Annotated in this window: 17 protein-coding genes; 8 read left to right on the top strand and 9 right to left on the bottom strand. The window is 58.1% G+C overall.

The genetic code is table 11. The annotated features are described in order from the left end of the window. Nucleotides 1-158: 158 nt before the first annotated feature. The 3 genes from AC0L2K_RS30895 to AC0L2K_RS30885 all read right to left on the bottom strand — a co-directional run bounded on the left by AC0L2K_RS30895 (nucleotide 159) and on the right by AC0L2K_RS30885 (nucleotide 3,283). Nucleotides 159-1,031: an isocitrate lyase/phosphoenolpyruvate mutase family protein gene (locus AC0L2K_RS30895; RefSeq protein ID WP_473533202.1), complete on the bottom strand. Its 873-nt coding sequence runs from the start codon at nucleotides 1,029-1,031 to the stop codon at nucleotides 159-161. After that, nucleotides 1,006-2,190 carry a pyridoxal phosphate-dependent aminotransferase gene (locus tag AC0L2K_RS30890; RefSeq protein ID WP_473533201.1) on the bottom strand — a complete coding sequence of 395 codons (1,185 nt, stop codon included), beginning with the start codon at nucleotides 2,188-2,190 and terminating at the stop codon, nucleotides 1,006-1,008. The genes AC0L2K_RS30895 and AC0L2K_RS30890 overlap by 26 nt, the downstream gene beginning before the upstream one ends. A 181-nt stretch (nucleotides 2,191-2,371) precedes the next feature. Beyond that, on the bottom strand, nucleotides 2,372-3,283 hold the full coding sequence (locus tag AC0L2K_RS30885; RefSeq protein ID WP_008872090.1) for a LysR family transcriptional regulator: 912 nt from the start codon (nucleotides 3,281-3,283) through the stop codon (nucleotides 2,372-2,374). Nucleotides 3,284-3,451: 168 nt separating this feature from the next. Between AC0L2K_RS30885 and AC0L2K_RS30880 the strand changes: the two genes are divergently transcribed. The 5 genes from AC0L2K_RS30880 (at nucleotide 3,452) to AC0L2K_RS30860 (ending at nucleotide 8,459) form a co-directional block, all read left to right on the top strand. Next, complete coding sequence (locus tag AC0L2K_RS30880) at nucleotides 3,452-4,624, top strand: ABC transporter ATP-binding protein (RefSeq protein ID WP_473533200.1); 1,173 nt, start codon at nucleotides 3,452-3,454, stop codon at nucleotides 4,622-4,624. Between the two features lie 95 nt (nucleotides 4,625-4,719). Further along, on the top strand, nucleotides 4,720-5,580 hold the full coding sequence (locus AC0L2K_RS30875; protein ID WP_473533199.1) for a carbohydrate ABC transporter permease: 861 nt from the start codon (nucleotides 4,720-4,722) through the stop codon (nucleotides 5,578-5,580). Next, nucleotides 5,577-6,404 (top strand): carbohydrate ABC transporter permease, encoded by an 828-nt coding sequence (locus AC0L2K_RS30870; protein ID WP_473533198.1) that lies wholly within the window; start codon nucleotides 5,577-5,579, stop codon nucleotides 6,402-6,404. Before AC0L2K_RS30875 ends, AC0L2K_RS30870 begins: the two co-directional genes overlap by 4 nt. Nucleotides 6,405-6,639: 235 nt before the next feature. Continuing rightward, nucleotides 6,640-7,053, top strand: coding sequence for a Rid family hydrolase (locus tag AC0L2K_RS30865; RefSeq protein ID WP_473533197.1), 414 nt, complete (start codon nucleotides 6,640-6,642; stop codon nucleotides 7,051-7,053). Nucleotides 7,054-7,205: 152 nt separating this feature from the next. Beyond that, nucleotides 7,206-8,459 (top strand): NAD(P)/FAD-dependent oxidoreductase, encoded by a 1,254-nt coding sequence (locus AC0L2K_RS30860; RefSeq protein WP_473533196.1) that lies wholly within the window; start codon nucleotides 7,206-7,208, stop codon nucleotides 8,457-8,459. A gap of 129 nt (nucleotides 8,460-8,588) precedes the next feature. Here AC0L2K_RS30860 and AC0L2K_RS30855 read toward each other — a convergent pair whose 3' ends face one another. From AC0L2K_RS30855 to AC0L2K_RS30845, 3 genes are read right to left on the bottom strand one after another with little or no spacing between them, the layout of a single operon-like run. After that, the gene (locus AC0L2K_RS30855) at nucleotides 8,589-8,807 is read right to left on the bottom strand and encodes a RidA family protein (protein WP_473533195.1); all 219 of its coding nucleotides are present in this window, start codon (nucleotides 8,805-8,807) and stop codon (nucleotides 8,589-8,591) included. A gap of 60 nt (nucleotides 8,808-8,867) precedes the next feature. After that, nucleotides 8,868-9,935 carry a uroporphyrinogen decarboxylase/cobalamine-independent methonine synthase family protein gene (locus AC0L2K_RS30850; RefSeq protein ID WP_473533194.1) on the bottom strand — a complete coding sequence of 356 codons (1,068 nt, stop codon included), beginning with the start codon at nucleotides 9,933-9,935 and terminating at the stop codon, nucleotides 8,868-8,870. Between the two features lie 43 nt (nucleotides 9,936-9,978). Beyond that, on the bottom strand, nucleotides 9,979-11,247 hold the full coding sequence (locus AC0L2K_RS30845; protein ID WP_473533193.1) for an extracellular solute-binding protein: 1,269 nt from the start codon (nucleotides 11,245-11,247) through the stop codon (nucleotides 9,979-9,981). A gap of 421 nt (nucleotides 11,248-11,668) precedes the next feature. On the opposite strand from AC0L2K_RS30845, the gene AC0L2K_RS30840 reads away from it, so the two are divergent. From AC0L2K_RS30840 to AC0L2K_RS30830, 3 genes are all read left to right on the top strand, one after another. Beyond that, on the top strand, nucleotides 11,669-11,965 hold the full coding sequence (locus tag AC0L2K_RS30840; RefSeq protein WP_473533192.1) for a YciI family protein: 297 nt from the start codon (nucleotides 11,669-11,671) through the stop codon (nucleotides 11,963-11,965). Nucleotides 11,966-12,401: 436 nt separating this feature from the next. Then, nucleotides 12,402-13,895, top strand: coding sequence for an alkaline phosphatase family protein (locus AC0L2K_RS30835; protein WP_473533191.1), 1,494 nt, complete (start codon nucleotides 12,402-12,404; stop codon nucleotides 13,893-13,895). A gap of 388 nt (nucleotides 13,896-14,283) precedes the next feature. After that, nucleotides 14,284-14,538, top strand: a complete 255-nt coding sequence (locus tag AC0L2K_RS30830) for a hypothetical protein (RefSeq protein WP_473533214.1) — start codon at nucleotides 14,284-14,286, stop codon at nucleotides 14,536-14,538. Nucleotides 14,539-14,545: 7 nt separating this feature from the next. On the opposite strand, the gene AC0L2K_RS30825 is transcribed toward AC0L2K_RS30830, so the two are convergent. The 3 genes from AC0L2K_RS30825 to AC0L2K_RS30815 all read right to left on the bottom strand — a co-directional run bounded on the left by AC0L2K_RS30825 (nucleotide 14,546) and on the right by AC0L2K_RS30815 (nucleotide 18,163). Next, on the bottom strand, nucleotides 14,546-15,367 hold the full coding sequence (locus AC0L2K_RS30825; protein WP_473533190.1) for a class I SAM-dependent methyltransferase: 822 nt from the start codon (nucleotides 15,365-15,367) through the stop codon (nucleotides 14,546-14,548). A gap of 130 nt (nucleotides 15,368-15,497) precedes the next feature. Beyond that, nucleotides 15,498-17,030, bottom strand: coding sequence for a hypothetical protein (locus AC0L2K_RS30820; protein ID WP_473533189.1), 1,533 nt, complete (start codon nucleotides 17,028-17,030; stop codon nucleotides 15,498-15,500). Nucleotides 17,031-17,137: 107 nt separating this feature from the next. Beyond that, a complete protein-coding gene (locus AC0L2K_RS30815; RefSeq protein WP_473533188.1) occupies nucleotides 17,138-18,163 on the bottom strand; it encodes a succinylglutamate desuccinylase/aspartoacylase family protein in 1,026 nt (341 codons plus the stop codon). Nucleotides 18,164-18,176: the final 13 nt, after the last annotated feature.

Here is an 18,176-nt window from a genome sequence, read left to right as displayed (position 1 = left end):
TGTTGAAGGATGGCAGAGAGCAGTCATAGGTCAAACCTCAAACCCACTGGTATAACGTAGATGGCGAAACTCAAATGGGGACGCGCCTTCGGGCATGCAGGAACCTCACAGGACACGGATTGATTGCTCCATCCGCGCTTCCCCTTCCGCAAGTCCGCTTACCGCAGGAAACGTTTTTCATCGGCCTTCGTCTTCTCCATGCCCTGAAGCCGGAAGACCTCCTCGACGGCAACGATGTCCTTATGCACGTTCTGCACGCCACCGTCGGCGACGATGCGGCGGAAGGTGTCCTGCATGGCGGTCGTGGCGGCGCGGATGCCGTAGTTGCCGTAGATCACCATGCGGATGTTGCCGAGTGCCTTGATGCAGGTAGCGTCGAACTCCGGATAGGCATTCGGCACGATGGTGAGCGGCACATCGCCTTCCCAGGCCCGCGCGAAGCTCTCGATTTCGGACGAGTCCTTTTTCTTGGAATGGATCATGACCATGTCGGCCCCGGCTTCAGTATAGGCCTTGGCACGCTTCAGTGCCTCTTCCTCGCCGAGACCGGCGATCAGCGCTTCGGTGCGGGCGATCACCAGAAAGTCCGGATCGGTTCGGGCTTCGATGGCCGCCTCGATCTTGCCCTGGAACTCCTCGACCCGAAGCAGTTCCTGCCGGCCACCAGCGGCGAGGCTGGTGACTTTCGGGAAGGTCTTGTCCTCGATAACGACCGCCGAGGCGCCGGCACGCTCATATTCGGCAATCGCATGGATGACATTGATTGCATTGCCATAACCGGTGTCGATATCGGCGACGATTGGCAGCCAAGACCGCCCGGCGATCGCCCGCAGCATGTCGAGATGCTGCGTCATCGAGATCAGGCTCATGTCCGGCAGGCCGTAAAGGGCAGAGAGCTCGAAGCCTGAGGCCCAGAGTCCGTCAAAGCCGGCTTCCTCGGCCAGCACAGCCGAAAGCGGGCTGTGGACGGCCATGATATGGACGAGGCCGCGCTCAGTCATGCGGTCACGCAGTTGCTTCGCTTTGCTCAAGGGTCTTCTCGCTTTCGGAAAGGGCTGCGCAGGCAGCAAGGATGCGGCCGCAGGCGCGTTTCAGCTCGCCCGCTGATGCAGCATAGGAAATGCGGATATAGGGCGAGGCCATGAAGCCGCTGCCCGGCACGACGGCGACGCCGAATTCCTCCAGCAGATACATGGCGAAATCTATGTCGCTCTCGATCACCTTGCTCTTGCCAGTCGTCTTGCCGATCACACCAGCGCAGGAGACGAAGATGTAGAAGGCGCCGTCAGGCACGCGGCAGCGCAGGCCCTCGGCCTGGTTGATCTGCTCGACGACGAGATCGCGTCGCTTGCGGAAGGCGGACACGAACTCGGCGATGTAGTCCTGGTTGCCGCCGATGGCCTCGATCGCCGCATATTGGGAGATCGAGCTGGTATGCGACGAGGTCTGGCCCTCAATCGTGTTCATCGCCTTGATGAGGTCTTTGGGGCCGGCGCCATAACCGAGGCGCCAGCCGGTCATGGCGCTGGACTTGGATACGCCGTTAACCGTCAGCACCCGGTCGATGAGGTCCGGCGCGGCCTCTGCCAACGTCGCGAAGGGCATGTCATAGACGAGTTTTTCGTAGATGTCGTCGGACAGGACGTGGACTTCGGGATGCCGGCGCAGGACTTCGGCAAGGCCGGCCAGATCGGTCTTGGAATAGACAGTGCCCGTTGGATTGTTAGGCGAATTCAGCATCAGCCATTTGGTGCGCGGCGTGATTGCCGCCTCCACGTCTTCCGGCTTCAGCTTGAAACCCAACCGCTCGAGGCAGGGGACCAGGACCGGCTGGCCGCCGGCGAGCCGCACTATATCAGGGTAGGAGACCCAGCAGGGCGTGGGGATGATGACTTCGTCCCCCGCGTCCAGGCTGGCGAAGAGCGCGTTGAAGACCACCTGCTTGGCGCCACAGCCGACGGTGATCTGGTCGATGTCGTAATCGAGGCCGTTGTCGCGCGAGAGTTTCTCCCGGATTGCCTCGCGTAGCGGCTTGACACCGGCGACCGGAGTATAGCGCGTCTTTCCCTCGATGATGGCGGCGACGCCGGCTTTCTGGACAGCCTCGGGCGTGTCGAAATCCGGTTCACCCTGGCTTAGCGTGACGATATCGACACCTTGTTCGCGCAAGGCGGTCGCCTTGGCAGTCATCGCTTTTGTCTGGGAGGGACGGACGGCCTGCAGTCTTTTGGCGAGCAAGGGCAATGGACTTTCCTCAACGCAAGGGAGTTTATGCCCAGACCTAGATGAGGCGTCCTTCGCTCGCCAGTTTTGGCATCGCGGAAAGCCGCCGAAATGATCGCGTTTTGCGATGCACCATTGCGGCCAGCACCTATTTCCCGGTGTTCTCCTCCTCGGTCTTTTTCCGGCAGAGCCGGGTAAGCCAACGGCAGAAGGCTCGGGCGAGATCCGGATTGCCGCTGCGGTCGACCGCATAGGCCCGGTATTGCATGCCGCTCGGCGCACGCGAGCTGGGAAACACTTCCAGGAGGCCTTGCCTGATCAGATCCGCAACGACGATATGGGGCGTCACCAGCAAGGTCTGGCCGGTCGTGACCGCCGGCAAGGCCAGATAATGGTGGTCGTAGCGTGCCCCCGAGATGATGTCCGACGTCTTCAGATCCATGCCGCGAAGCCAAGTCGGCAGGATGTCCGGCCGCGAGGTGACGGCAATCACCGGTGTGGTGCGCAGCGCCTCTAAGCCGCGACCGGCGACACAGTCCGGCGCGCCGACGCAAACGAGTTGCTCGTCGTAGAAATCCCAGCGATCTCCAGGTTCGGTCAGCGTCAGGTCCCGGGTCAGAAGCACGTCGAAGCTGTCGGTTGAGGCGGGGGCCGACAGGGTGCTGATGACGTCGACCGTGACGCCGCCCATTTCCTTCGAGAAGTCGCGCAGATTGGGGATAAGCAGCGTATAGGCGAAGGTCGAGAGCGACGTCCTCACGACAAGCCGGTTGGCATCTTTCCCGTCACCGCGGCGCATTCGCTTTGCCGTAAAGAAGATCGTGTCGAGCGGCTCGGCAACGGCATCGGCGAATAGCCGCCCGAAATCCGTCAATTGACTCTGGCGTCCGTACCGTTCGAGCAGCTTGGCGCCGAGATACTTTTCCAATACCGCGAGGTGGCGGCTCACCGAGCTCTGGGTGATGCCAAGGGTTTTGGAGGCCCGGGTAACGCTGTTGTCTCGTGCGACCTGCACGAAAGCCCGAACAGCGTTGAGCGAAAGGTCCTTTTCCTCGGTCAAGTCTCACCCCTTGCGCACGCGCGGCAACCATCCGGATTGGCCGGTTTCCCATCGCAATATTCGATATATGTCACGCACCTGTAACAAAAGGCTTTGATCATCCGCCGCGATAACAGTTCAGTAAGGTGGTGGTTTTCCGCCGCGCTCGGCTGAAAGAGGTAAAGCACCATGGCGTCCATCACCATCGAAAAAATAGAAAAATTATTCGGCGTCACGCCTGTGCTGTGTGACGTGTCGCTCGAGATCGCTGACGGCGAGTTCCTGACGCTTCTTGGTCCCTCGGGCTGCGGGAAATCGACGCTGCTGCGAATCCTCGCCGGGCTCGAGGTGCAGACTGGCGGCTCGATCGCAATCGGTGAGCGCGTGGTCGACGGCGTTCAGCCGAAGCGGCGCGACGTGGCGATGGTGTTCCAGTCCTATGCGCTCTACCCGCATATGACGGTGCAAGAGAACATGGCCGTACCGCTCCGGATGCGCCGGCTGTCGGCTTGGCAGCGCCTGCCGGTGGTCGGGCGTATCCTGCCGGGAACCAAGGCGGTGGTCGCGGAAATCGAAAAGGACGTGATGCGCACCGCCAAGGCGCTCGGCATCGGGCACCTTCTGGCGCGCAAGCCGGGCCAGCTTTCCGGTGGCCAGCGGCAGCGGGTCGCCGTCGGCCGCGCCATGGTACGCCAGCCAGCCGTCTTCCTAATGGATGAGCCGCTCTCCAATCTCGACGCCAAGCTTCGAGTGCAGATGCGCGCCGAGATCAAGGAATTGCACGACCGCCTAGGCGTCACGTTCGTCTATGTGACCCATGATCAGTCCGAGGCCATGACCATGTCTGACCGGGTCGCGGTCATGCTCGACGGCGAGCTTCTGCAGGTCGCCCCGCCGCAGGAGATCTATGCCAATCCCGATGATCGGCGTGTCGCCGAGTTCATCGGCTCGCCGAAGATCAACATACTCGAGGCACGGGTGCGCGATGGCGGGCTGGCCGAAACGGCAGCCACGAGCTTCTCCGTTACTGGCGATATCGCGCCGGGGACCAGCCTCGCGCTCGGGATCCGGCCCGAAGCCTTCCACCTCGTCGAGGCGGGCGGACATAACGTCCTGACCGGTGCCGTCCGGATGGTTGAGCACATGGGCTCCGACCTTTATGTGCATCTCGACGTTCCGGGGACGGACAATCCCGTAATCGCACGCCTGCTTGCCGAGCGTGCGCCGCAGATCAGTTCCGGCCAGACGCTGCATCTTGGCGTGAAACCGGAACGGCTGCTGCTCTTTGGTGCCCACGGACAGCGCCTGCGTCCTCTTGGCCAGACGAGCGCGACCGTGCTGCGGATGAAGGAGCGCGCTTAATGAGCATTGCCTCTTCATGTACAGGGGATGCGGTCACATCCTCAGCTGATCGCCGCGCTTCCCAAAAGGCGCTGCGCCGTCACCGGACCACTGAGATGTTCGCCGCTTGGTCGCTCGCCGGCCCGGCGCTCTTTCTGCTCATCGTTTTGTTTTTCCTGCCGGTCTTCGCGGTCTTTACCATCGCGCTCACCGACTGGCAGTTCGGGGCGAGCTCGCTTTCCTTTGTCGGCCTTGGAAACTTCGAGGAAGTCTTCGCTGACCAGGGGTTCCGTACCTCGCTAGTCAACACGATCGTCTACGTCGCGATCGTCGTGCCCGGAACGATCGTCCTCGGTCTTGCGATCGCGCTCCTGATCGAAAGCGGCAAGTCGTACCGGGCCTTCTACCGTGCCATCCATTTCCTGCCCTACATGGCGACGCTGACCGCCATGGCGATTGCCTGGGAGGCGCTGCTTCACCCGACCATCGGCCTCGTCAACCAGACGCTCGCTGGCCTCGGGCTGCCGACGGCCAACTGGCTGCGCGATGACAACACGGTACTGCCAGTGCTTGCGGTCATCGGCATCTGGCAGAACCTCGGCTTCGCCATGGTGCTCTTCATGGCGGGGTTGAAATCGATCCCACAGGACCTCTATGACGCGGCCGACATTGACGGCGCCGACCTCTGGCTCGACCGGCTGCGCACCGTTACCCTGCCGATGCTCGGGCCGGTCTTCATGTTCGTCTTCATCGTCGTGGTGCTCAAGGCGTTCGAGACCTTCGACACTGTGCAGATCCTGACCCAGGGCGGGCCGGGGCACGCCTCCGAGATGCTGCTCTTCACTCTCTACCGCGAGAGCTTCGAATATCTGCGCGCCGGCTATGGCGCCTCGGTGGCCGTCGTCTTCCTCTTCATCGTTGTCGCGCTGACGCTGATCCAGGCCCGCGTCATGGACAAAAGGGTTCACTACCAATGAGCGCCCATCGCCTTGCACGCCCGTCAGCCATTTTGCGCCATGCTGCGCTGCTGGTCACCGGCGCGCTGATCCTCATTCCCTTTGTCTGGATGGTCTCGCTCTCGATCAAGCCCCCGGGCGAGATCTTCTTCAGCTTTTGGCCGGAGCAGTTCTACGGGATCGAGAACTACACCAAGGCGCTGACGAACTCGCCGCTGCCGCGCTACATGCTCAACGGCGTTATCGTCTGTGCGCTGATCCTGGCGCTGCAGATAATCGTCTGCGCTCCGGCCGCCTATGCACTGGCCAAGCTCGACTTCCTGGGCCGCAAGCTGCTGTTCGCAATGGTCCTGATCGCGCTGATCCTGCCGCATGAGGTTCTGTCCCTGCCCCTGTTCGTCTTGGGCTATCAGGTCGGCATTCTCAACAGCTATACGGCGCTGATCTTTCCGTACGTCGTCTCGCCCTTCGGCATCTTCCTGTTCCGGCAGTTCTTCAAGACTATTCCCGACGACGTCATCCACGCCGCTCGCCTCGACGGTCTGTCGGAACTGGCGATCGTCTGGCGGATCATGGTGCCGATGGCGCTGCCTGCAATCATCGCCTTCGGCATCTTTTCCATCGTTTCGCATTGGAACAGCCTGTTCTGGCCGCTGATCGCGGTGCGCGACGAGTCTCTCATGCCGCCGCCGCTCGGCATCATGGTCTTCAAGAACGAGGAGGCCGGCAACGACTACGGCCCGCTCATGGCCGCCTCTACCCTCGTGGTCGCCCCCCTCATCATCGCGTTCCTCTCCGCCCAGCGCTGGTTCGTCGAAGGGCTGACCGGAGGGGCCGTCAAGTGAGACGCGCAAAGCGCTCTCAATACATGTTCAACCTCCACGAAGGGCTGTCAAACTGTGAACACTCTTACTCGTCGTTCCGACAGGCATTGACGCTCAAGGCGCAGCCGGATTCAACCTAAAAGTGATCAGCAAAGATGTTCGGTTGCTCCCTCCCAAGGCTTAATCGTCGTAGGTGCAGAATTAGCCCGCGGCGCAGAACGAGCCACGGAACAAACATCACATCATCGCAAGTTTCGTGGTCGGCTGCTCGTCGATCGCCAACGAGAATTGGAGCATTCAAATGGAAATACAGCGTCTTGCTGGTAAGGCACTCGGCCGAACTGCCGGCTCGGCTTTCGGATCTCTTGTCTTCATCGCAACAGTTGCTCATGATCGAAACGCTGATCTGGTTCTTCAAAGCTCGGATTTGCTTTCTCGCCTCGAGGAACAGCTTGGCGCGCTTGGCAGCGACAAGAGCTGCATACTTTCGGCGACCGTCTATCTCGCCGATATGTCGCGCAAAAGCGAATTCGATCAGATTTGGATTGAATGGGTAGGCGAGGATCAGCGCCATTGGCCGCAACGCGCCTGCGTCGGTGCAGTCCTGGCAGAGCAGACGGCGGTGGAGATCTCCGTCATAGCGGTGCGTCGCGACGAGATCTCATCCTGAAAGCGATAATGAGGTAATCCGTGTCTGATGTATTTGCCAGAGGCGGGCCTTCGACCGAAAAATTGCGGAACACCCAATGCGGGGCAGGCTTTTCGACGAACCGGTTTGTCGGAAAGCCATGACATCTGCCAGCGCTGCCTAGAGATTAGAAAATGCCTCATGTAGCGGTAATCGGTGCCGGCGTAATCGGCGTTATGTCTGCGTATTCGCTCCTTCAATCAGGGTACACCGTCACCGTCATTGATCCCGCTGAACCGGGAAGTACCAGAGCATCGAGCTTCGGGAACGGCGGATGGCTCAGTTCAAGTCTGGTTTTGCCGGGCGCCATGCCTGGGCTTTGGAAACAGGTCCCGAAGTTCCTTCTCGATCCAAAGGGCCCGTTGACAATCGACAAGTGGCGGCTTCCGAAGCTCGCGCCATGGCTGTTACGCTTTCTTTGGAATGGCGCGACCGAAAGCCGTGTACGACCCACAGCTGTTGCGCTAAGCTCCATGGTTGGGACCTGCCCGAACCTTCATCAAGAAGTTGCCCGGCAGATCGGCGCACCGCATCTTGTTGAGGCGAGTGGGCTCCTGTACCTCTACCGCGGTCGAGAAGCATATACGCGCGAGATACTCCCCTGGGCGCTTCGTCGAGAGATGGGAGCAACATGGACAGAGCTTGACGAGCAGGAGCTGCGGCTCAGGGAACCGAATGCGCCGGACGAATATCGGTTTGGCGTGCTGGTTGACGGAGGTCATGCGCTTGATCCTGGCCTGTTCGTCGCGGAAGTGGCAAAATTCTTGTTCGCCAACGGCGTTCGCTACCTGAAAGCCAATGCACTCGATTTCGTCTTCGATGGCGGCCGGTTTGCGGCCGTGAAGACTGACCATGATCGCGTTGAATGCGATAAGGTCGTGATTTCGGCGGGTGCATGGTCCTCCAATCTGGCGGGTTTAGTTGGTGACAGGATTCCGCTGGAAGCGGAGCGCGGTCATCACATCATCATTTCTGGCAAAGGCCCAGATCTTCGACACCCGCTCCTGCTTACGGATCGGAAGATCACCGTGAGGAAGGTTGCTTCCGGCACCAAGAGCACAGGACAAGTGGATTTTTCCGGCTTGGATGCGCCAGCAAACCCCTTGCGCTTTAAGGTCCTTCACGAGTTGGTGACCGAGGCGTTTCCGCTGTTGTGTGAAGGACCGGGACGGCATGTATCAACATGGATGGGGCAACGCCCGTCTTTGCCTGACGGGAAACCCGCTATTGGGCGAAGCAGACGTTCGGCGGATGTTATTCATGCATTCGGCCACGGCCACATGGGGTTTGCCTCTGCTCCCGAGACGGCTCGTCTCGTGACGCGCCTGATACGCGAACCTTCCGAAGAGGAAAACACAGCATTCTCGCCACAGCGCTTCGCCCGATAGGGATTGTTGCCGATGGAGTTCCAGCCGCGTGGAGGCAAGAGCGTGCCGGCCTACGGCCAGGAACAAGCCATTCATTCCATACTGCGTTGAGCCGTTCAGCCAGGCAGCCAGGCGACATTGCGGATAACTTCAGGCGTCCGTCCAGATCGTCGCCGAGACCAGTCTGGACTTATCTGTTCCGACCTGGGCAAGCCGGCGCTTGAATTCCGTCAAATAAGTCTTTGTCTGTTCGGCCACGGAAGCGCTAGAAGACGCAATATACACTACGGCTTCCGAGCAGGGGAGAAACTTGCCGCTATCGAGATTGACCCGGTTCTTGACCTTGAGTTTGCGGGCTCCTTCTTTCAAGATAATAGGCATCCTGGCTAGGGACTGACGCCCCTTCCCGGATCGTCATCCGCAAGCTTTCTAAATCCGTTGGCGCACGAGATTGGTTCCAGCGACCAGGGCGCTGATCTTTCCAAATGCAACCTGGCGCGGCAAGTACCACATGCCGCAATCCGAACATGGATGAAGGCGCTCGGGAGGAACGATCGAGAGCACATCTTGCAGTCTCGCTGCAACATGCTCTGGGGTCTCGATCTCCCGGTTAGCCAGATCTAGCAATCCGAGTACGATGTGCTTTGACCCACAACAGCGCAGGATGTCGGGATTGTGTTTCGGTTGCTCATATTCGAGGCTGATGCCCTGGATCGGGCAGTCGGCCAGAATTTCCAGCGCTTCCGGATAGGTCGGGCTGGTGCTCTTCACCTTGTGAGCAAGGGCATAGCCATAGCAGACGTGGAGGATCACCGGGATCTCGATGCCCTCGACTAGAATTTCAATCGCCTCTTTTCCGAACTGCCGCGCAGCGCTTAAGCGTGTATGGAAATAGGGCTCATCGATCTGAAGAACGTCGGCACCGGCCCGCTGGAGCGCGAGCAGCTCCTGATTGAGCGCCCTTGCAATTGCGACCACCAGCGCTTTCTCACCGCCATAGGCATGATCGCTGACCTGCCCGGCAAGCGTTATCGGGCCGATAAGGTTCGCCTTTACCGGGCGACTTGCGTGGGCTTTTGTAAATTTGAGCTCGTCCACCGTCAAAGGGCCGGCCCAGGAAATTTCCGAGACAACACGGGCCTTGGTTGCGCTGTGGTTGAAATATTCGTCTAGGCCGGTCGAGTCAGTCTTATTGCTCCTCACTTCGGAGGTCGTGTTAATTTTGTCTGGATGGTCATAGTCGATGCCGGTCAGGCATTTGAGAAAGTGTCGGTCGTAAGAGGCGCGTTGCGCCTCTCCGTCGTTGACTAGATCGAGACCAGCTCGTTCCTGTTCGTATAAGGCTAGCAGCGCGGCATCGTGCTTCGCATCCGCCAAAACTTCAGGGTCGGGGCGCCACCAGCTTCCATCGAGCGCCCGCATTTTCAAGTGACGCGCAAGCCAATGCGGCTTGGTATAGCTTCCGACGATCTGGGTGGTGAGCGGTTGAATAGGCATAGTGAGAACCCATAAAAAAAGTGGTGACTGGCGGCGCAACTTCTCAGGGAAGAAGCTTCTTCACGTCCGCAGACATTGCCGATAGCTCCTCGTTCACGTCGCCCCGATTGATTGCGACGTTCCGAAGGTGATCGCGGATGACATCTACAATTCTGGCGGCATTATCTCCCGGAAAGGTATACCAGCCGGTGACGAACGGAAGCGCCTCGATTAATGCGCGCTGGTTCGGGTTGTTCGCGTAGAGCGAGCCCAAGAACTCCGGCTTCTCCACCGCGATGGTGTTGACTGGTGACGTGCCCGTTATCTCTACCAGACGGGTCTGCACCGCAGGGCTGACCATCAGTTTCATGAAATCCCATGCAAGCTTCTGCTTCTTCGGGTCTTTCGTCAGCATCATAATGCTGCGGCCACCGATAGGAATGCGAGAATCCTCCGAGGAAAGAGGCCAGCGCATGGCCTTGATTTCGAAATGCCCTGCAGACTTTTTCTCAAAAGTTGCGAGATAGCTGTTTGCCTGGGTGAGGATGCCGATCTGACCGGCTCCAAACGCCTGAAAGGCCTGATCCTGAGACATGTCCACCATTCCAGTTTCGCCGAGCCGACGAATAATGCTGAAGGCTTTCCGTCCCTCGGAACCATCAAACGCGATGGTGCGATCGTCTTCGCTCATCAAGCGGCCGCCCTGGCCTGTCATCAGTGCCTGAAACGTCCAGTTGCCGGCCGTGTTGTAGTCGAAGAACGCGCCGGTAATGGTGTCTCCGAGTCCATGAATTTTGTTGGCAAGCGCGATGATGTCTTCCCAGTCCCGAGGCAAATTATTCGGGTCGCCACCGGCGCGGCGTACCAGATCGAGATTGAAGAACAACGTTGGCGTGCCGCTTTCAAACGGCAAAGCGTAAGTCTTGCCGCCCACTTTCCCTGCATTCATCGAAGCCGAGGTCAGTCCATTAGACTTCCAGTCGTCTTCTGCAGCAATGAACTCGTCGAGCGAGGTGGCAATGCCTTTTCGAGCCAATGTGGCAATCTGATCGTATGCTTGGAAAGATACATCCTGAAGGCCCCCGGTAACCGCCAGGCGCAACGTACGGGCAAGATGCTCGCCGTGGCTGGCCACGGGCGTCATGAACGAAATCTTCACGCTCGGGTGATCCTTTTCAAACTGACGACCGGCTTCCTCGAGAATGGGCTGATACGCCGGGTTGGAAAAGGACACGCTGAGCGTTTGGTCATCGGCGCTATATGCGGATCCGACGGCCATAAACCCAGGTACGAGAATACCCGCGAGCGCGAGCAACGGAACTGCAAGTTTCATGTAAAATGTCCTAAGTTAGGGTTGTCGAGATTCCATCGGCCGTGTCGCGTGGCCTCGATGTCCAGATTGGATGCAACAGCAAGCTCAGTCCTCACGGCAGAATTCACCGTCTGGCTCTCCCAAGGAGATGTAACACCTGAATGACAAACATCGCAAAAAACGATCATATTGATGTCATTGTGCGATGTTTATCGGGTGATCTTGGGCTGTGGGAGTGCCTTAAGGGCTCTAGAGGCAAAATCATCCCGTCGCAAAGAGTCGAAGTTAAGTGTTTTCCATCGCAAAATTCGATGTCCTTCGTAATTTGCAATACTTTGTTGGCCGAATGGTCTATCTATGACGAAGTAGGATTCGTGAGTTCCCGTGACTCAGTGGCATTTTCTAGGACCTGCTTAATAACGCGATCAGGAGACTACCAAGAATGAGGCTCGTCGCCATTTTCAAAGACGCCACCGGGGCTGAGTGGATCCGAGAGCGCCACTGCGATGATCACCTTGCGTTTCTCGAAACGAACAAGGACAAGATTGCGATAGGCGGTTCGCTGCGGCAGTATCCAGGCGCGACACCCTATGGTGGACTGTGGGTTTTCAACGTAAGTGCAAAAGACGAAGCCGTCGCCCTTATCGAAGCCGATCCATACTATCGCCTCGGACTACGCGCCGGATACGAACTGTTACTGTGGGGAAAGCCAGAATTCTTTGGCGTTGTGGAGCTCTAGGTCCATGTTGATAAGGTGTGGGATAGCCCCTTACTGTCGGGACAGTTGCGAAGGCTACACATGATCTCTTTGTCTTGTCGCTGCGTGCGCAATTTAGCAAAACTGTAGAACCCCGTTGAGCATGCGCTCGAGGTGACTACGATCTTTGTAGGCGCGGTAATCGCGGGTCGGTAGGGTTTTTTTGATTCAGCGCGGCCAGACAGCCGTGCACTTCCATGGAACGGAAGCTCGTTGTCTCGACTGGAACGCCTATCAAAGGCTACGCTAGGGAGATACCAGTTGCCCAAACTGCTCTTCTAGATGTCGCGAAATTCTTCATAAAGCTGGCGGTCAAACACTAAACTTGGATCTTTCGACTTGAGCGTCAACTGTCTCGAGACAATGTCCGTGTGGCATGTCGCAGGCCATTCGTAAGCTATGTTAAGGATAACAGCCCATGAGCACGTGCGATTCGCTGACTAAGGGGCTCATCGTCAGCTTCGATGGCCTTCGCCCTGACCTTATCTCTCCGGAATTGACGCCGAACCTCTGCCGCCTGCAGTCGCTCGGCGTGACGCTGTCAAATCATCGAACGGTCTATCCTAGCGAAACTCGTTCGGCCTTCCCGAGTTTTGTGACTGGCGCGACAACCGGTCGGCACGGCATGGTCGGCAACAAATATGTCGACCGATCGGTCTCGCCATCGCGTTATATCGATACGGCAGACGCCGTGCTCCTGCGCAGGCTCGACCTGGAAAGCGGTGGCCGCTTGATGTCGGCGCCGACACTTGGCGAAATCCTCGCTTCGGCCGGACGCAGTCTTGCCGTGCTGGCGACCAACACGCCGGGCACAACGCGCTTCTTTCATCACAAGGCGGAGGATTTCGGGCACGTCCGCCTCTCGGGCCATTTTCGCGAAGCCTGCACACCGGATGAAGTGCTGGCGGAAGCCGAAGCCCGCGTCGGTGCCCTGCCACCGGAGCCGCCGAAGGTTGAACCTGATACGGCCGGGCAGGACTGGATCACCTCCGCGTTCCTCGAGGTGGTCTGGCCGAAATATCGGCCGGATGTCACGATCCTCTCCTACGGCGAGCCGGACGTCACCTCGCACTTTCATGGCACGGGCGCCTTGCCGACCCGCGGCATCATCGCCCATTGCGACCGGCAGTTTGGTCGCTTGCTCGATTGGTGGGAAGTAGAGGGCCACGCCGCGGGCGTGCAGATCGTTGCCATCTCAGATCACGGTCATATTACCGGCCACACCCGCGTCTTCGTGGCTGACAACCTGCGGGACGCCGGCTTCCGGCCAGGCACTACGCCTGCATCCGATGTTGATGTCGTGGCGGTCCCCGGACAAGTCGGCGCGCTTTATCTCGCCGATCGGAGTGAGAAGCAGATCGCCCGGCTCGTGGCGGCGATCACGCGCGCGCCATGGTGCGGGCCGGTCTTTACACGCGCAAAGAACGAGACGGAGGGCGTCGCCCCGGGAAGTCTCGGCAATCATCTCGTGTTCGCCGATCATGTCCGCGCGCCGGATGTCTCCTTTTGCTTCCGAGCGGACGACCGTGTCGATCCTTCCGGCCTTGTCGGTGGCACTTTTTACGACAACAACCGCCGTACAGGCCTCGGCGTCCATGGCGGTCTGCACCCGAAAGAACTTGCCGCCCTCGGTATCATTGCCGGCTCGGCCGTTTCCGCGCAGGGATCCGTGTCCGCGATCCCCTCCGGTATTTGCGACTTTGCTCCGACTATTCTGCACCTTCTCGGGATTGCGCAGCCGGAAACTATGACTGGGCGCATCCTGCACGAAGTTCTGAAAACTGGAAACAAGGGCGTCATCGATATTTGCAGCGAAGCTTTCGCTGCGAGGCTCGGCAGTTTCAAGCAGGTTTTGCACCGTGTTCACGTTGGAGCCGTAACCTATGTCGGGGGCGGAACGGCGGAGGGATAGTGTGGTAATCTTGAACCGAGGGCGGAAGGCAACCAGCGACTGGGGTTAGCTACAATAATCGTCGTACGTGCTCGACCAGATCGTGGACCGCACTGGTAAGAGCCTCCTTCGGAGCACCTCCGGCGTGCAACTCCGAAGCGAAAACGGAGTATAGTCGAATAGGAAGGTTCGAGTGTTGAATGCTTGGTTCCAGAAGCTGTCCAGGCGATGTTGAAGGACGGGCTCGCCGATGCCGGCCATGAGCTGGGCTTCGATTGCTACGCCTACCTGCACGTCCAGCCAGTGCGGACCTACGCGGTATCGAACTATCCGCCTGAGCGGCAGGACCGTTATCTGGTACGATGTATCCAGGTATGGCGGAGGTCCAGTGACGCCATCGAAGATTTCGATGATGATCATCTTGCCCTTGATGACAGGCCGCGTGCATCGTCATACCATTCGTCGTGCGATCGGTCTTCTTCGCAACAAAGAGCTTGTGCGCGTGACGCGAAAGGAGATCTATGTGCGTGAACCGCAAATATCGTATCGAGTTGCGCCGAGAGATCGTGTAACCGATGCTACGCAACAGAACCAAATCTTTGGCTCTCATGAGCTGAAATATGCGCTGCCGTTTTGGCGACGACAGCATAAGTCGATATACTGATGGACCATTATTTGCGGCGCGCGGTAATGACTTCGGCCTCATACGGCATACGAACCATCCCGTTGGAGTTGCGGTGCAGTTCGAATGCATTGAGAAGTTCAGAAAGGACCTCCGCTTCGCCCTTGATATGAATTGCTTTCTGGATAATAGTGAAAGACAGTGCCCGGTTTTTGAATGTCTCCCAATCGATCGGTTCGCTAAAGATGAAACTAACGCGGCCGACGTTTTCAAAAGCGGGGAGTTCGGTCAGCTCGCCCATGATGTTCAGGTCGAAGTACCCACCCTCAGGCCTTGAGCTTCGCCGTCGCTGATAACTTGGCAGGGCCCGTTCAATCACTGAAAGAAAATTGTCCACAAATGGACTTGTTTTGTCATCGGGTTCATAGTGAACGAATGCCAGCAACCCGTCCCGCGTAAGCATTCGCTCGGCCTCTTTATAAAATAAAGGTCTGTCGAAACGGTGAACGGCGCTTGCCGCTGCAATCAGACGCGCGGACGAGTCCTCCGCTGGCAGTTGCTCAGCGACGCCGTCCAAATATACAATCGGTGCGCCAATTGGGGTCTGGAGCTGAGCATGCTGTCGCATATCTTCGTTGGGTTCGAGCGCTAAAATCGTGAACCTGGGACCAAAAACCTTCGCAAGACTTTTGGTAAAGAGCCCTGTTCCGGCTCCCACCTCGACTATGCGTCCGCCCTCGGCGCTGGAAAGCATAGCTCGAAGTTGTTGGGCTATGCGGGGCGGATATTCCGGTCGGAATCGATAATAATGTCCCAGGCCATCAAAGTCGTTCCAGGGACTGTTTTGTTGAGCTGAGCCTACCTCGTTCATTTGTTCTTCCCTTTTGCGAACCATGCCTTAGAAATGCGACCGGCATTGGTTCGCCTATGGTGCAGCGTGCCGCAACGTTTCGGGTTCGTACGAAAGTGATCGCATCCTGGTATTTGGTCGGCCCCCGCCACTAGCATCCAAGACGGACGCCGTTCCATGAGCCTTTTCCGAATTGGCTGCACAAGTCTGAACCGATGTGTTCCTCCATCGCTGCGCCAGTTGTAACCACTCCTTTGACCGCCCCCTCCGATAGAGCACCACTGAATTTGAAAAATAGCTGGAGGGGGCCGCAGGAAATCTGGGAATGGAGTGTTATCGCGTTCCCAATTACAGCCCCAGCAACAGTCCCGCTCCCGAAGCGGCCGTGATGAACGCCTGCAACAAGCCCGTCGCATTGTTGCTTGAGCTTAAGCTCATGGAATGACCGCCGGTGCAAATAATCGACAACCAAGCGCCACTCTCCCGTCGCGTCCCATCGCGGTGCGGCCTTCTCTGGTGTCGATTGTGATGCATTCAATTCCGCGTCGAACGCTTCAGCTAGCGCATAGCCGACAGTTTCAGCCTCTGCAGGAGACTGGATGCTAAGAGGATCAATAATTATGGAAGTGCCGGCCACCCAGAAATCCTGCAATTTTACGCGGTGGCGCTCGAGAATAGATTTACAGAGTGCGGCGCCAGAGACGATGGACTCGCTGGGCCAAGACAGGCGAAGGCGAGGTGCGATCTGGCCAAAGCTTTGATTGGCGGGAAGCACCTCTCTGACGATCGAAAATTTGCTCAAAGGTTTAGCAATTGTATCGAGGAGGGAGAGCCAATAATCTCCGTCAACCCTCGTCCTGCCGGACAGCCAGTCTTCCAGCGCCGTCACAGCACCAACGATCTCCTCCTTCCCGACTTTCATCCCGCGGCCGATGCTGTAGTGCGGCGGTCCATTTAGCCAAGCCGCCTGGCATAAGTCTTTACGCCCGATCAGGAAGCCACTCGATTGTGGGCCTCGAAGGCATTTTCCGCCGGAATAGATAACCAAATCGGCGCCGCGTGCGATCCATGGATCGGGAGATTTCGGCGCACAACTCGCTGCATCGACTACGATCGGAATCCCGCTCGCTTGTTCTTTGAGATTTTCAAGCTGAACGAAGCCCTCATTCTCAGCGCGGGCTAACAGACAAATCATGACGGGTTCGCGGGAAAGTGCGTCGTTGAGCTCACGTTGATTAGATACCTCAATCAACTTTGCGCCGACCTGCCGCATTACCATGTCATATGCGAATCGATGCGTTTTAAACACGATAATGCCATTTGGGAGATCGGTCGTGTCGGGTAGCCTCAGCATGATTTCGGGATCACCACCTGCGATGCACGCTGCGGCCGCAAGCGCGAGTGCTGCCGTACTCCCCGCAGTAACGATACCCCATTGTGCATTGGCAAGCCTTCCGATCTGCGCTCCCACTGCCTCTGCGAGCTCGTCGAGATCGACAAATGCACGCGCGGCGGCCGACATTGCATCCAACACGTTTTGCGTAGGATTGCTGCCGCCAAAACTAGTTCGTGTAGCGGTACAGTTGATAATTGGACGCACTCCGAGGTTCTGATAAACCGCATCCGTGGTGCTTCCCGGGAATTTATCGATACTCGGATTTGTTAGAGGATCGGACGAAGGCACCGGCAATCTCCAAGAGTTTTGGTCTGATAGATCTCTGACCCGCGATCGCACAGAACCGGGCATTGTTTATTTGCGGGCGGACCGGCGCTAAACGGAATGGTCAATTGCTAATCATCAGATGCCTCCGCCAGGCCGGGCACGCCGAGAGCGAACAAACAATCTCCGATCCTCGCTCGAGCGGGAGCTCGTTTTGCTAAAATTACCCCTCCTGTCGGGAAGAACATCGTCTCGGGAGCTCGCCAGGGTATTTCGGGAAAGTGGATCTGCCCCGCCAAATCCCCTTCGTTGACTGCGTCCCCGAGCTTCACGTACGCTTCGAAGACGCCACTGTCGGTTGCGAAGATCAATTCTCGCGCCGGTTGCCGAAGATAAAACCTTGTCGAGGGTGCGGGTTCTGTATGGTCGTTCGGAGCTAAAACGCCAACGTGACGCAACAGCCGAGGGAGCCCTCGTTCAGCTGCTCGAAATGCGTCGACAGAGAAGGCCGCTGCGCCGCCCAATTCCGTCGACATATGCCCAACGCCCCGCCGACGACAGGAGCCGAGAAGAAGTTGATCGTCATTCGCCAAACCTTCAATGAGGATGCTGTTCGGCATGCCGAACGCGTTGAGGAATCCGAGTGCCTCTTTCCTGAGGGATAGTTCAGACGGCGCTACCAGGTGGGCAGATGGGATGTATTCCAAAGAATAGCCACCCGAGTGGAAATCGAAGCAATAACGAACGAGCGGAAGCAAGACGCTGTCTATATAGTGCGCGATCATTTGGGTAGGTGTGCCATCTGCATCGCCCGGGAAGAGGCGGTTCAGGTTTCCGCCATCAATAGGAGAGACTCTCTGGCCCGCTGCCACGGCGGGAGAGTTGACGCCCGGTAGAATAATAAGGCGTCCTGTAACTTGGTCAGCAGAAAGGCCGCGTAAAAGTTTCATGAGCAAAATTTGGCCTTCATATTCGTCGCCGTGATTACCGGCCATCAGCAGGACGCTGGGACCATAGCCGTTCTTGATAACGGTAACGGGGACCGGGATCCAGCCATAGGCAGAGTCGGTCGTCGAATGGGGAACCTGTAGGTAACCATGCGAGATACCGTCAGCGTCAAAGTTGATGTTTGTACTAACCCGGCTCTTTTCGTTCATTGGGACCCTCCTG

Source organism: Mesorhizobium sp. WSM4817 (assembly GCF_055811135.1).
Note: the sequence above shows the minus strand (reverse complement) of the source record. Positions and strands in the feature narration are given on the sequence as shown.